Genomic DNA, 13,436 nt, shown 5'->3' on the forward strand with positions numbered 1-13,436 from the left:
CTGGGATGTAATCCCACAAACACAAGGCGGGCCGAAGCCCGCCTTGTGTCATCCACATGGAACGGTGGATTACCGCTTGCCCAGCACCGCATTGCGGCGGCTGTACACCGCGTAGACCACCAGGCCCAGTGCGTTCCACGCCAGGAACCACAGCTGGGTGCGGGTGGGCAGGCTGAAGAACAGGTAGATGCAGCCCAGGATGGCGACCGGGCCGACGATCCACGCCAGCGGTGCGCGGAACTTGCGCTCGCGGCCGGCCTCGCGCTTGCGCAGCACCAGCAGGCACAGGCCCACTGCGGTGAACGCGGCCAGGGTGCCGGCGTTGGCCAGGGCGGCGATCTCGTCCAGGCGCGCCACGCCGGCCAGGGCGGCGACCAGCACGGCGGTGAACAGGGTGATGACCACCGGCGTGCCGGTGCGCTGGTTGACCTTGGACAGGCCGCGCGGCAGCAGGCCATCGCGCGACATCACGAAGAAGATGCGGCTCTGCCCGTAGAAGAAGGCCAGCAGCACGGTCGGCAGGGCGATGATGGCGACGATGCCGATCACCAGCGCGGCGGTGCCGTGGCCCAGTTCGCGCATGATCAATGCCAGCGGCTCGGCGCTCTTGCCGAACACCGTGTAGCTCATCGCGCCGACCGCGGCGGCGGCCACCAGCAGGTAGATGATGGTGCAGCCGACCATCGAGCCGATGATGCCGATGGACAGGTCGCGCTTGGGGTTCTTGGTTTCCTCGGCGGCGGTGGAGATCGCGTCGAAGCCGTAGAAGGCGAAGAAGATGATCGCCGCGGCCGCCATCACGCCGCGCTCCACGCCGTCGGCGCTGACCGACTTGGGGAAACCGTAAGGCATGAACGGCTGCAGGTTCTCGGCGTTGAAGGCCGGCAGCGCGACGGCCACGAACACCGCCAGCGCGATCAGCTTGAGCACCACCAGCACCGCGTTGACCGTGGCGCTCTCGCGCGTGCCCAGCATCAGCATGCCGGCCACCAGGAAGGTGATGACGATGGCCGGCAGGTTGATCACGCCACCGGCGTGCGGGCCGGCGGCCAGCGCCTGCGGCAGCATCACGTTCCAGCCGAAGGAGGTGTGCAGCCACTCCAGGAAGCCGACGAAGTAGCCCGACCAGCCCACCGCCACGGTGCTGACCACCAGCGAGTACTCCAGGATCAGGCTCCAGCCCACCACCCAGGCGATGGTCTCGCCCAGCGCGCTGTAGCTGTAGGTATAGGCACTGCCGGCGGCCGGCATCATCGTCGACAGCTCGGCATAGGCCAGCGCCGCGCAGGCGCAGATCACGCCGGCGATGATGAAGGACAGCAGCACCGCGGGGCCGGCCTTGTCCGCGCCCACGCCGATCAGCGTGTAGATGCCGGTACCGACGATGGCGCCAATGCCCAGTGCGACCAGGTGGGGCCAGCTCAGCGAGGGGATCAGGCGGCGGCCTTCTTCGTGTTCGGTGAGCTGGTCGATGGGCTTGCGCCGGAGCCAGGACTGCATGCGGACCTCACGGTTCGTGGTGATTCAGGAAGTCGGCGAGTGTCGCCGAATGCAGTGCAGCAAAGCCAGAAAGATGCGCGGTTTCAGCGAGCTTTGGCGATTGCCATTGGCATCGCTGCCGGAACCGGCACAAAACCGGGGCCGCGCGCTGATCATGAATGGCGAGGGTGGGCGAGCAGGTAATCCCGCAGCGCCACGGCCTGGTTGTACCGGGTGTCGCGCGCGCCGTAGACCAGCGTGACCGGGCCGGCGTCGAGGGCGTCGCGCAGCGGTTTCAGGTGTTGCGGGGAACCGGCCAGTTCCGCGGCATAACGGTGCTCGAACGCCTCCCAGCGCTCGGGCTGGTGGTCGAACCACTGGCGCAATGCGGTGCTCGGGGCCACGTCCTTCAGCCAGATGGCCTGCAGCTTCTCGCGGCTGACGCCGCGCGGCCACAGGCGGTCGACCAGGAAGCGCTGGCCGTCGTCGGCGCTGGCGGCCTCATAGGCCCGTTTGCAGGAGATCTTCATTGCCCGCCTCGCACAGCCAGGGTTGTCGGCCGATCGTACCGCTCTGGCGCAGCGGCTCCTATTCCAGGCCCAGCCGCACGCCGAACACCATCAGGCACACGCCGACCGCGCGGCGCAGCCAGACCCCGACCCGTGGATACCCGGCCAGGCGCCGGGCGATGAACTGCCCGCCGAAGATCAGCACCGAGCACCAGCCGATGCTCAGCACGGCGATCAGCACCGCCATGGTCGCCAGGGTCAGCGCGCCACGTTGCCGCGCCGGGTCGATGAACAGCGGGAAGAAGGCCATGTAGAACAGGATGGCCTTGGGGTTGAGCACGCCGACCAGCAAGGCCTGCCGGAACCAGCGCCGGCCGTGCTGGACCGCGTCGCTGCCGTTGCTGCCGGCGGCCGGTTCACGCAGCAGCTGCACGCCTACCCAGATCAGGTAACCCGCACCGAGGTAGCGCAGGCCGGCGAACAGCGCCGGGTGTGCCTGCAACAACGCGGCCACGCCGGTGGCGGCGATGGCGATCAGGATCTGGTCGCCCAGCATCCACCCGCCCAGCGTCGCGTAGCCGGCGCGCACGCCGCCGCGCGCGGTGGCGGTGAGCAGGGTGAAGGTGCCCGGGCCGGGCAGCATCAGGAACAGGATCACCGCCACCACGAAGGTGCCGACGTCGTTGATGCCCATCCACGGCATGGCTCAGGTCCCGGGCTGGGCCGCGCGCTGTGCGGCCAGGCGCTGCTTCACCGCGGTGATCAGCGCCGGCAGGTCGTCATGGCGCGGCACGCCGTAGCGGTCACCGGTGATGTCCAGATTGCCCTTGCGCCAGAAGCCGGCCGGTGCGGCGACCAGCAGCTTGCCCGAGCGCGCGTACAGCCCGAACTCCAGCAGCGTGATCGGGCTCTGCGTGCCCGGCGTGAAGTACATCAGCACGATGTCGGCCTGTTCCAGCGCGGCCAGCTCCCATTCCACCTGGCGGCGGAACTCGGGTTCATCCGCTTCCGGGCGCCAGGCCGGGTTCCAGTCGGCGCGGCGCGGGTTGAGCATCAGCACGCCTTCGTCGGCCAGTGCCTGCTGCACCTGCTGCTGCCAGTCGCCGGCCTTGCCCATCTCGATGCTGCCGGCCAGGAACACCTTGGGACGGGTGTCGTGGGCGGGCAGTGCGTGGGGCGAGGTGACGGTCTGCGAGGGCGCGGCCGGTACCGGCAAGGGCGCCAGGCAGGCCAGGCCGAGCAGCAGGGAAAGCGACGGCTTCATGGGAAATGGGTGATGCAGGGGGCCTACATGATCGCAGATGCGGCGCAGGCGGTGAGATCGACGGGGCTACACTTGCATGCATGCAAACCGAAACCCTGATCCTGGCGGCCCTGGTGCTGGTCGTCCTCGTGCTGCAGCTGGTGCTGCTGTTCCGCCGCGCCGACAATGCCACGCTGGAGAATGCGCTGCGCGAGGAGCAACGCATCGGCCGCGGCGAACTGCGCGAGCAGCTGGAGGCGATGACCCGCCAGCAGGACGCGCGCATGGACGGCTTCGGCCGCAACCTCACCGACCTGTCCACCCGCACCGACCAGCGCCTGGACCTGCTGCGCGACAGCCTCAACGACGACGCACGCAAGGGCCGCGAGGAAAACAACGTGCTGCAGCAGCAGCTGGCGCAGCTGCTCGGCGCGCGCCTGCAGGAAGTACGCGACCAGCTTGATGCCTTCGGCCAACAGCAGCAGGGGCGCATGGACGTGTTCGCGCGCCAGCTGGCCGGCCTGCAGCAGGCGCTGGTGGAAGACACCCGCAAGGGCCGCGAGGAAGGCGTGCAGCTGCAGCAGCGCTTCGGTGAACTGCTCGGCCAGCGCCTGGTCGAGCTGACCCAGCGCAACGAGACCGGCATCAACGAGATGCGGCAGACGCTGGAAGCGCGCCTGAAGGACCTGCAGGGCGACAACGCCACCCGGCTCGAGCAGATGCGCCAGACCGTGGACGAGAAGTTGCAGAGCACGCTCAACACGCGCCTGGATTCGTCCTTCAAGCTGGTGTCCGAGCGGCTGGAGCAGGTGCAGCGCGGGCTCGGCGAGATGCAGCAGCTGGCCACCGGCGTGGGCGACCTCAAGCGCGTGCTGAGCAACGTCAAGAACCGCGGCGGCTGGGGTGAAGTGCAGCTGGACAACATCCTGGAGCAGACCCTGACCGCCGAGCAGTACGCGCGCGGGGTGAAGGTGCGCCCGGACAGCGGCGAGATGGTCGACTTCGCGGTGCGCCTGCCCGGCCGCGGCAACGACCAGGCGCCGGTATGGCTGCCGATCGACTCCAAGTTCCCGCGCGAGGACTACGAACGCCTGCTCGATGCGCAGGAAGCCGGTGACCTGGAGGCGGTACGTGGCAGCGGCAACCAGCTCGAACGGGCCATCCGCGTGCAGGCCAGGTCGATCAGCGAGAAGTACATCGTGCCGCCGCACACCACCGACTTCGCGGTGATGTTCCTGCCGACCGAAGGCCTGTATGCCGAAACCATCCGCCGGCCGGGCCTGGTCGACGCGCTGCAGCGCGAGCACCGCGTGGTGATCGCCGGCCCGACCACGGTCACCGCGCTGCTCAACAGCCTGCAGATGGGCTTCCGCACGCTGGCCATCGAGCAGCGTTCTTCCGAAGTGTGGAGCCTGCTGGGCGCGGTCAAGGGCGAGTTCGGCAAGTTCGCCGGCATCCTGGAGAAGGCCGAGAAGCAGATCAACACGGTCGGCAAGAGCCTGGGCGATGCCAGCCGCAAGACCCGCACCATCGAGCGCAAGCTGCGCGGCGTGGAATCGCTGTCGGCCGATGCCTCTCAGGCGCTGCTCGGCGATCTCGGCGGCGAGGATGAGGCCGAAGACACGGGTGCCGACGAAACCTGATCGCAGGCGACGCCGGGCATTACCGGCACCACTGGAACAGCGCGTAACGGGCACCCCGATGTCGTGCCAGCGCCATCCACGCCCGCTATGCTTGCCCTCCCCAACCCCCGCAGGAAATCGCAATGACTGCTTCCGTGTATGACACCGCGCTGACCACCATCGATGGCGCACCGGCCACGCTGGGCGACTACCGCGGCAAGGTGCTGCTGGTGGTCAACACCGCCTCCAAGTGCGGCCTCACCCCGCAGTACGAAGGCCTGGAAAAGCTGTACCGCCAGAAGAAGGGTGACGGCCTGGAAGTGCTGGGTTTCCCGGCCAACAACTTCAACGGCCAGGAGCCGGGCAGCGAGGACGAGATCAAGCAGTTCTGCGCGCTCACCTACGACGTCAGCTTCCCGATGTTCTCCAAGATCAGCGTGGCCGGCGCCGACATCCACCCGCTGTACCAGCAGCTGACCGCGGCCCAGCCGGTTGCCACCGGTGATGGCCCGCTGCGCGAGAAGCTGGCCAGCCTGGACATCCCGACCAACGCCGCGCCGGCGATCCTGTGGAACTTCGAGAAGTTCGTGATCGGCAAGGACGGCAGCGTCGTCGCCCGTTTCTCGCCGGATACCCCGGCTGACAACGCGGCGCTGCTGGCGGCCATCGATACCGCCCTGGCGGCGTGATGCGTGGGGCCGGGATCGCCTCCCGGCCCTGCTGCGTAACGGGTTCCAGCGGCACAAAAAAAGCCCGGGTTTCCCCGGGCTTTTTCTTTTGCGGCATCAGCGGCGATCAATTGCCCCAATCGGGCATTGGCATCGCATCGACCGGGATCGTGGTCGGGTCATCGTCGTCGTCGCCGCGGTTGTGGCGCAGGTCGCGCTCGATCTGGTACGTGCGGCGCTGCAGCCATGCATCGCGGGTCAGGGCGTATTCGTCGACGGCGGTGTCACGCAGCGAGTCCACCGCCATCAGCTGGGCACGCGTGTCGACCAGCTGCAGGCCCTGCAGGCCGATGCGGACCTTGTCCATCTCGATCTGGCGGATCGGCGAGAGCGGCATGTCGCCGGCCAGGCCGAACACGTCACGCACCGTGCGCGGGCCGAAGAACGGCAGTTCCACGTAGCGCGACTGGCGCCAGCCCCAGGTGCCCAGGGTCTGGCCGAAGTCCTCGCTGCGCTTGGGCACCATCGCCTTGCTGGCCGGGTCGAACAGGCCGCCGATGCCGAAGGTGCTGTTCATCAGGAAGCGGCCCAGCGTGTCCCAGGCGTCATCGGCATGGCCCTGCAGCAGCTGGTTGACCATGGTCAGCGGCGAGCGCAGGTTGCTGAAGAAGTTGGTCACGCCGGTGCGCGCGAACTGCGGCACCACCTTGGTGTAGGCGGTGGCCAGCGGACGGGCGACGCTGCGGTCGACGGCATTGTTGAAGCGGTGCACGCCGCGGTTGTACTTCTCCCACGGGTCGTAGGACGGCGATGCGCCGGTGGCTTCCTCCGCGCCGGTGCCGGGTGACGGGCCGCCGTACAGCGCAGCGAAGTCGTCCTCGGCAGCGGTGGGGGCCACCTCTTCGCTGGCGGTGCCCGCACTGGCCGCGGCCGGCGGTGGCGTGTCGTGCCCGGAGGTGTCGGTATCGACGGCGGGGGTTTCCGCCGCCGCCGGCACGTCATTGGCCGCCACGGGCTGTTCGATGGCCTGCGACGGTTCGACCAGGCGGGAGGCCGGCGCGCTGTCGCGTGCCGGCTTGCCGGCACAGGCGGCCAGCAGCATGACGCAGGCAAGGAGGGGGAGGGTGCGGATGAGGCTCATGTCAGCTTCCTGCTGCGGTCGCATTGAAATCGAGTGACGGGGACAGCCGGTAGGCTGCCCGCAGTTCGTCCAGCCCTGCCGGCGCACCGAGGACCTGCACTGGCCCATGCGCGCGCAGGCGTGCGGCGAGCTCGCCCAGCACGGCCAGCCCGGCGCTGTCGACACGTTCCAGCAGCTGCAGGTCGAGCTGGCGCAACGTGCCCGGCACGCGCGCCAGCTGCGGCCACAACGCCGTTACCGCAGCGCGGTCGAGCACGCCTGCCAGGTGCAGGGTGTCGCCCTCGATGCGGGCGCTGGCATTACTTGCCACGGGGAGCCGGGCCGGCGTTGGCCTGGATGCTGCCGCTGCGCAGCTCGGTGGCCACCTGGCGGATCGACTTCTGGCGCAGCGGGGCGTCGAACTGGTTCTTGAAGGTCTGCACGTAGGAGATGCCTTCGATCATCACGTCGAAGATCTTCCACTGGCCGCCGACGTTGCGCATCAGGTACTCCACCGGGGTCGGCTCGCTGCCCGAGCGCACCAGTTCGGTGGTTACCTTGACGCCGCGGTTGCCCGGCAGCGCGGTTTCGCCCTTGTAGCGGAAGCTCGGCTTGCCCTGGATGTCGAGCAGGGTCGAGCCGTAGCGCGACATCAGGTTGTCGGCCATGGCGTCGGCGAACAGCTTCACGTCCTCGTCCGACGCGCCGCGGCCGTGCACGCCCAGCACCAGGCGGGCGGCGTAGTCGCGGTCGAAGCCACGGCTGAGCTCGCCGTCGATGAAGCTGCGCAGGGCGGCCGGGTTGCTGCGGAACTCGCTGCGGCGGGACTGCAGCGTGTCGATGATGCGGGTGCTGGAATCCAGCACGGTGCGTGCGGCCGGCGACGGCTGGGCCGCGGTGGCGGCCGGGCGCGCCTGCGCGCTGACCAGTGCCGGGGTGGAGGCCAGCAGGGCCGAAGCAAGCACGGCGCCGAGCAGTTTCACGTTCATGGTTGCGGTTCCATTGCGGGCGCGTCTGCGCCGGGGGTTTCGTGGGTCTCGGCGCCGGCGGCATTGCCGCCACCGCTGAACATGTACTTGCCAACCAGCTGGATCAGGTCCACCGCCGGCTGGGTGAAGACGATCTCGTCACCGGACTTGAGCGGTTCCGGGTCTCCACCGGGCTGCAGGCCGATGTAGCTTTCGCCCAGCAGGCCACTGGTGAAGATGCCTGCCGAGGTATCGGCGGGCAGATCCTTGAACTTGCCGTCCAGGGCCAGGGTGACGATGGAGTCGTATTTAACCGGGTCGAGCTGAATATCAGCCACTTGGCCGATGGTCACGCCGCCGACCTTCACTGGCGCCTGCTTGCGCAGCTGGCCGATCTGGGTGAAGCGGGCCTTGAGCACGTAGTCACCGCCGCCCACGCCGAAGCGCTGGTTGGTCGATGCCACGGCAAGCACCAGCAGCGAGGCCAGGGCCAGCAGCAGGAAGGCGCCGACGGAAAATTCGAGTCTGGGTCCACGGATGGCCATGTTGTTATCTCACTCCTGATCCATCTGGTGCTTCGCCGCGGCGAAGCCGTTCGGGTTCTGTTCCCACGCGACCGGCGCGGGACGTGGGTATTACTGGAAGAGCAGTGCCGACAGCACGAAATTGAACATCAGCACCAGCAGCGAGGCGTTGACCACCGCGCGGGTGGTCGCCACCGAGGTGCCTTCAATGGTCGGCTCGGCGTGGAAGCCGACGTAGGCCGCCACCAGCGCCGCGGTGCCGCCGAAGATCGCCGACTTGAGCAGGGCCACGGCGAAGTCATCCCAGAAGTCGACGCTGCCACGCAGCCCCGACCAGAACGTGCCGTTGTCCTGGCCCAGCACATGCACCGCCTCGAAGTAGCCACCGGTGATGGCCAGCGAGCAGAAGATGCCGGTCAGCAGCGGCACGGTCAGCACCGCCGCCCAGAAGCGCGGCGCCACCGCCTTGGCGACCGGGTCGATGGCCATCAGCTCCAGCGCCTTGATCTGGTCGGTGGCACGCATCAGGCCCAGTTCGGCGGCGATCGAGCTGCCGGCGCGGCCAATGAACAGCAGCGCGGTCAGCACCGGCGCCAGCTCGCGGTACAGCGACAGGCCCAGCAGCGTGGACAGCGCATCGGAAGCACCGAAGGTGGTGAGCGTGCGATAGCCCTGCAGGGTCAGTACCAGGCCGACGAACGCGCCGCCCACGGCGATGATCGGCAGCGAACGTGCGCCGATCTTGTAGATCTCGCGGGTCAGCTCGGCCAGGAAGTCACGGGTCGGCAGCGAACCACGCAGCACGGTCAGCGAGAACAGGCCGGCGCGGCCGAGCGAGCGGATGGAGGAGGCGAAGGGCATTAGAGAGCGACTCCTGAAGTGTTGGATGTGCAGAAGCCGCTGTTGTTCTCCTCCCGCTTGCGGGGGGAGGTGCCCGAAGGGCGGAGGGGAGCAGCCTTGCGCGCAGAAGCGCCCTCTCCCCAACCCTCTCCCGCCATGCGGGTGAGGGGGCAGGAATCACGCTTTTCGTGCATCGGCACCATCACGCGTTCTCCAAGCCGTAGTTGCGCGCCGGCGCATCGAACGGGATCGGGCCGTCCGGCTGGCCGTGCAGGAACTGGCGCACCAGCGGGTCCTGGCTGGCCTGCAGTTCGTCCGGCGTACCGGAGAACACGATGCCGCCGTTGGCGATCACCACCGCCTGGTCGCTGATCGGCAGGGTCTCGTGGACGTGGTGGCTGACGATGATGCTGGTCAGGCCGAGGCTGTCGTTGAGGCGCTGGATCAGGCTCATGATCACGCCCGAGGCGATCGGGTCCAGCCCGGTCAGCGGCTCGTCGTAGATCATCAGCGGCGGGTCCAGTGCCAACGCGCGGGCCAGCGCCACGCGCCGTGCCATGCCGCCGGACAACTCACGCGGCCAGGCATCGGCAGCGGCCAGCAGGCCGACCGCGTGCAGCTTCATCTGCACCAGTCGACGCAGCACCGGTTCCGGCAGCCGGGTATGCGCGCGCAGCGGCAGCGCCACGTTCTCGGCCACGCTCAGGTCGGTCAGCAGGCCGTTGCCCTGCAGCAGCACGCCGACGTTCTTGCGCATCTCCAGCAGGGCGCGGTTGCCGTGCGGGATGTCCTGGCCGGACAACTGCACGTTGCCACTTACCGGACGCAGCTCGCCGGTCAGCGCCGCCAGCATCGTCGACTTGCCGCTGCCCGACGGGCCCAGCACCGCGGTGATGCTGCCGCGCGGCACCTGCAGCGAGACGTCGCGCAGGATCGTGCGCCCGCCGCGGTCGATGCGTACGTTGGACAACTGCACCAAGGGTGGCGGGTTCGAGGGCATGGTGGCCTTTAACGGAAAAACAACGTTGTAGGATTATCAGACGCGGCTGAACAAAAGCGAACTGGTCCGTGCAGTATTGTCGCATCTGCCGGGCGAACCATGGGTGATGAGCAGTCCCGGGAGCAGCAACACAGTGTCCGCCGGTTGGCCCAATCCGTACGGGGTCGCCGGGCCGCGCGGCAAGTGGAACTGCCCTGTTGCCAGCCCCGCGCGTTGTCATGCCAGTGATCCCGGGCCAACCTCGCCGCCCCTGATCATCCCGCCGCATCCCTGCACTAAGGTCCGCCGCTGATTTCCCTGAAGGATCGGCCAGGGAGGCCGAGCGGCGATGTCACGGATGCTCATCGTGGTTGGCGATGCCCTGCAGCGCGGAGGCGCGGTGCTGTCCGGCTCGCCGCACACCGATATCGACGGCCGCGCGGTGGCGCGAGTCGGCGACAAGGTCCTGTGCACCCGGCATGGCGCCGGCGCCATCGTGACCGGTGACCCCACGCTCCTGATCGACGGGCAGGCCGTCGCACGGAATGGGGACAAGGCCAGCTGTGGGTGCGTACTGCTGGCCGGGAAGCAGCCATTGGTGCATGTCAGTCAAGGCGGCGGTGGCGGTGCTGCGAGGGCGTTGGCTCCCGCCACTGCCTTCGCCGACAGCCTTCGGCCCACAGCCTCACCATCGGCAAAGCCGTCCCCGTTGATCAATCCGGGTGCTGAGACGCTCCCGTCCGAACAATGCTGGGTGAGTGATCACAGCCAACAGGTTCTGGAAAACCCGGATGGCCGCTACTTTGAAACCCATGGGCCGGACGACGAGCGTTACGAATACGACCTTGTCGCCAGCTTCCGCATCGACGTTCCACTGAGGTCCGGTGGAGACGTCGTGGTCACCGCGAAGATCAAGGTGGTTACACAGGGGCGGGTTACAAGTGGGGACGTTGAAGCGGCCAAGGAGCGATTGAAGAATGGCATCGATCGAGGCCTGAATGAGAAATTCACGCTGCAGATCACGGATGACAAATGCGGTACTCGAACGTATCCCATCCGCTATGTGGTCGAGTTCGTGACGACAGGCGAGGACTATGTAATGCGATTACACGATCGTTACGAGAGAGAGGAAGTCATCGGCAACATCATTTACGTATCCATCGATACCGATGCATGGGTGCATTTGCATGAATTTATGCACTGTTTGGGGCTGCCTGATGAGTACATGGATCCGGGTGATGACGCAACGACGATCAGATATTTCATGCCCAATCGCATGTTAAGCCGAGAAACAGTTACCACTCGCAGTTCCTGGAGCGAATCGGACCCGGATGCAACATTGATGTCCGTACATCACAACGAGGTGCTTAAGCCGCGTCACGCCTGGAACATTGGATTGGAGGTCCAGAAACTGTTGAGTAGGGAAATCGGACGAGGGGTCATATGCGACGTTGCATGCTGATCCTGGCGATGATTTCTTTCTGGATTCCAATTCATGTCTTGGGTGGAGAGGTCGATTCGATGATCCAATTGCATGTTCATTGCCATAATGGGAAACCCTGTCGTTTCACTGGCGAGACAATTGCCGTGGAGCTTGAGCTTGTCAACGGTGGGGAAAAGGATGTGGCGCTACCCTTGGAGTACTTCCGCAAGCAGGGGCCCAAAGTAATCCTTGTGGACAACCACTCCTACAAAGAGAGGAGGTTGGGCATGGGACCACCAATGACTTCCCTGTTCAACAGGATGGAAGTTTTGGCATCCGGACAGTCGATCCGCATTCCCTGGTCGATTCCCGGTCACCACGTATCCAGGTTCGCATTGCGGCCAGTGAGCATTACTGTGATTTTCAGGTTCTATCTGGCGCCCGGTACAGCCCAGTCCACAAAGGATTTCGTAAGTACTCAGTTGCTTGTCGAGGACGGCAGATAGCCCGCTGCCATTTTTCCAATCCGCTACGTGGTGGAATTCGTGTCGCGGGACGAGGACTACGTGATGCCGCTGCACAGGAGATATCCCCGCGAAAAGGTAAGCGGCAGCATGATCCATGTTTCGGGAGAAACCGACGCCTGGGTTCACCTGCATGAATTCATGCACGCGCTCGGACTTCCCGACGAATACATGAACAAGGATGAGCCGGAAAGAGCGATCAAGTTCTTCATGCCCAATCGCATTGTGAGTCCGGAGGTTGTTGTCACCCGGAGTTCCCGCGAGAAATCTGATCCCCACGCAACGTTGATGTCCGATCACCACAACACGACGGTGAAACCTCGCCATGCGTGGAACATCGGGCTGGAGGTTCAGGATCTCCTCAATCGAGAGATCGGCCGAGAGGTGTCATGCATCGTTACGTGTTCTTCCTAACTATCTTTCTTCTTCTTTTGCTTCCGGCGAGCGCCTTTGGAGGGGAGCCAGGTGTCATGATCGAATTTCGTGCTCGTTGCGTTGAAGGCAACCCATGCCAATTCTCCGGCGAAATGATTGAGGTGGAGCTCGAACTGTTCAATGCGGGAAGCACCGCAATTGGATTGCCCATTGCGTACTTTCGTGGGCAGGGTCCGAGGGTCATTCTTGTTGACAATCATTCGGGCAAGGAGAAACGACTGGGCATGGGGCCGCCCATGTCGGATCTCTTCGATGAGATTCAGGAACTCGCTCCCGGGAAATCAATCAAGATTCCGTGGATGGTGGCTCCGGATGAGATTGACGCTTTCGCGCTTCGTCCCGTGGACGTCACTGCGGTCTTCGTCTTTGACCTGATGCCGCGATCGCCGTATGCAGAATCGCAGTTCATCCGGGCTCCATTGCGCATCGTCGCCGCAGGGACGCAATAGCTTCTGCGATTGAACGCATCGGCATGAGGCGCATGCGTTGAACCGGAAGTTCAAGCGCTATTGCGTCTGGCGCGGGGTAGGGAGGTCACGTGCGTCGTTTCCTGATGGTGCTGGTGCTGGTTCAGTCGCTATGGACGGTTACGGCCCAGGCAAGCGATGACCTCTCGCAGATCGAGTTGAGGGTCCGGTGCGTTGAGCCTGGGCCCTGCCGGTACGCGGGAAGGATGGTTGAGGTGGAGCTCGAGCTGTTCAATGCCGGGAAGAAGGCGGTGTCACTGCCTGTCGAGTACATCCGCCAGCGGGGGCCATCGGTGAGGGTCCATGACAACCACACGCAAAGAGCCACGTCGCTGCGAACCACGCTCGCTGCAGCGGCATTGCGCGAACAGTTGCAGGTATTGGCCCCTGGCCAATCCATCCGCTTCTCGATCCCGGTAAAGCCCCAAGACATCAGTCGATTCGCGTTGCGCCCCGTCGATGTTTCCCTGGAATTCTCCATCAATCTGACGCCCGGCTTGAGCGGAGAGGACGCAGACATGGTGAGCAGCCGGCTGCGGGTAGTCGGGGCAGTGGGTTCCAGCTGATGGGATCGGGGATCGGGTGCTGCCGGCGCGTCGATCAACATAATGTTGGCGGGCAGTAGTTCGGCTACG

Annotated in this window: 17 protein-coding genes; 7 read left to right on the forward strand and 10 right to left on the reverse strand. The window is 65.9% G+C overall.

Annotated features, from left to right (window positions below; genetic code table 11):
- Positions 1–69: 69 nt before the first annotated feature.
- The 4 genes from ACIPR8_RS10845 to ACIPR8_RS10860 form a co-directional block, all read right to left on the reverse strand.
- On the reverse strand, positions 70–1,500 hold the full coding sequence (locus ACIPR8_RS10845) for an amino acid permease (protein WP_192287200.1): 1,431 nt from the start codon (positions 1,498–1,500) through the stop codon (positions 70–72).
- 152 nt (positions 1,501–1,652) lie between these two features.
- Entirely contained in the window at positions 1,653–2,009 is a 357-nt protein-coding gene (locus tag ACIPR8_RS10850) for a DUF488 domain-containing protein (protein ID WP_446541024.1), read from the reverse strand.
- A 58-nt stretch (positions 2,010–2,067) separates the two neighbouring features.
- Positions 2,068–2,691: a leucine efflux protein LeuE gene (gene leuE, locus ACIPR8_RS10855; protein WP_446541025.1), complete on the reverse strand. Its 624-nt coding sequence runs from the start codon at positions 2,689–2,691 to the stop codon at positions 2,068–2,070.
- A gap of 3 nt (positions 2,692–2,694) precedes the next feature.
- On the reverse strand, positions 2,695–3,252 hold the full coding sequence (locus tag ACIPR8_RS10860; RefSeq protein WP_446541026.1) for a nucleoside 2-deoxyribosyltransferase domain-containing protein: 558 nt from the start codon (positions 3,250–3,252) through the stop codon (positions 2,695–2,697).
- A gap of 80 nt (positions 3,253–3,332) precedes the next feature.
- Between ACIPR8_RS10860 and rmuC the strand changes: the two genes are divergently transcribed.
- On the forward strand, positions 3,333–4,874 hold the full coding sequence (gene rmuC / locus ACIPR8_RS10865; protein ID WP_446541027.1) for a DNA recombination protein RmuC: 1,542 nt from the start codon (positions 3,333–3,335) through the stop codon (positions 4,872–4,874).
- A 122-nt stretch (positions 4,875–4,996) separates the two neighbouring features.
- Entirely contained in the window at positions 4,997–5,542 is a 546-nt protein-coding gene (locus ACIPR8_RS10870; protein WP_132864078.1) for a glutathione peroxidase, read from the forward strand.
- Positions 5,543–5,648: 106 nt separating this feature from the next.
- Here the strand turns inward: ACIPR8_RS10870 and ACIPR8_RS10875 are convergent, their stop codons facing one another.
- From ACIPR8_RS10875 to ACIPR8_RS10900, 6 genes are all read right to left on the reverse strand, one after another.
- The gene (locus ACIPR8_RS10875) at positions 5,649–6,662 is read right to left on the reverse strand and encodes an MlaA family lipoprotein (protein WP_446541028.1); all 1,014 of its coding nucleotides are present in this window, start codon (positions 6,660–6,662) and stop codon (positions 5,649–5,651) included.
- 1 nt (position 6,663) lies between these two features.
- Entirely contained in the window at positions 6,664–6,972 is a 309-nt protein-coding gene (locus ACIPR8_RS10880) for an STAS domain-containing protein (protein ID WP_132864080.1), read from the reverse strand.
- A complete protein-coding gene (locus ACIPR8_RS10885) occupies positions 6,962–7,630 on the reverse strand; it encodes an MlaC/ttg2D family ABC transporter substrate-binding protein (RefSeq protein ID WP_132864081.1) in 669 nt (222 codons plus the stop codon). Before ACIPR8_RS10885 ends, ACIPR8_RS10880 begins: the two co-directional genes overlap by 11 nt.
- Positions 7,627–8,154 (reverse strand): outer membrane lipid asymmetry maintenance protein MlaD, encoded by a 528-nt coding sequence (mlaD, locus tag ACIPR8_RS10890; RefSeq protein ID WP_132864082.1) that lies wholly within the window; start codon positions 8,152–8,154, stop codon positions 7,627–7,629. Before mlaD ends, ACIPR8_RS10885 begins: the two co-directional genes overlap by 4 nt.
- A 90-nt stretch (positions 8,155–8,244) precedes the next feature.
- Entirely contained in the window at positions 8,245–8,994 is a 750-nt protein-coding gene (locus ACIPR8_RS10895) for an MlaE family lipid ABC transporter permease subunit (protein ID WP_132864083.1), read from the reverse strand.
- Between the two features lie 181 nt (positions 8,995–9,175).
- Positions 9,176–9,973, reverse strand: coding sequence for an ABC transporter ATP-binding protein (locus ACIPR8_RS10900; RefSeq protein WP_446541029.1), 798 nt, complete (start codon positions 9,971–9,973; stop codon positions 9,176–9,178).
- 328 nt (positions 9,974–10,301) lie between these two features.
- On the opposite strand from ACIPR8_RS10900, the gene ACIPR8_RS10905 reads away from it, so the two are divergent.
- The 5 genes from ACIPR8_RS10905 to ACIPR8_RS10925 all read left to right on the forward strand — a co-directional run bounded on the left by ACIPR8_RS10905 (position 10,302) and on the right by ACIPR8_RS10925 (position 13,367).
- Positions 10,302–11,414: a PAAR domain-containing protein gene (locus ACIPR8_RS10905; protein ID WP_446541030.1), complete on the forward strand. Its 1,113-nt coding sequence runs from the start codon at positions 10,302–10,304 to the stop codon at positions 11,412–11,414.
- Entirely contained in the window at positions 11,408–11,881 is a 474-nt protein-coding gene (locus tag ACIPR8_RS10910) for a hypothetical protein (RefSeq protein WP_446541031.1), read from the forward strand. The genes ACIPR8_RS10905 and ACIPR8_RS10910 overlap by 7 nt, the downstream gene beginning before the upstream one ends.
- 27 nt (positions 11,882–11,908) lie before the next feature.
- Positions 11,909–12,313 carry a hypothetical protein gene (locus ACIPR8_RS10915; RefSeq protein WP_446541032.1) on the forward strand — a complete coding sequence of 135 codons (405 nt, stop codon included), beginning with the start codon at positions 11,909–11,911 and terminating at the stop codon, positions 12,311–12,313.
- On the forward strand, positions 12,289–12,783 hold the full coding sequence (locus ACIPR8_RS10920; protein WP_446541033.1) for a hypothetical protein: 495 nt from the start codon (positions 12,289–12,291) through the stop codon (positions 12,781–12,783). The genes ACIPR8_RS10915 and ACIPR8_RS10920 overlap by 25 nt, the downstream gene beginning before the upstream one ends.
- An 89-nt stretch (positions 12,784–12,872) precedes the next feature.
- A complete protein-coding gene (locus tag ACIPR8_RS10925) occupies positions 12,873–13,367 on the forward strand; it encodes a hypothetical protein (protein WP_446541034.1) in 495 nt (164 codons plus the stop codon).
- The last annotated feature ends 69 nt before the right edge of the window (positions 13,368–13,436 follow it).

Source organism: Stenotrophomonas sp. LARHCG68, assembly GCF_052871705.1.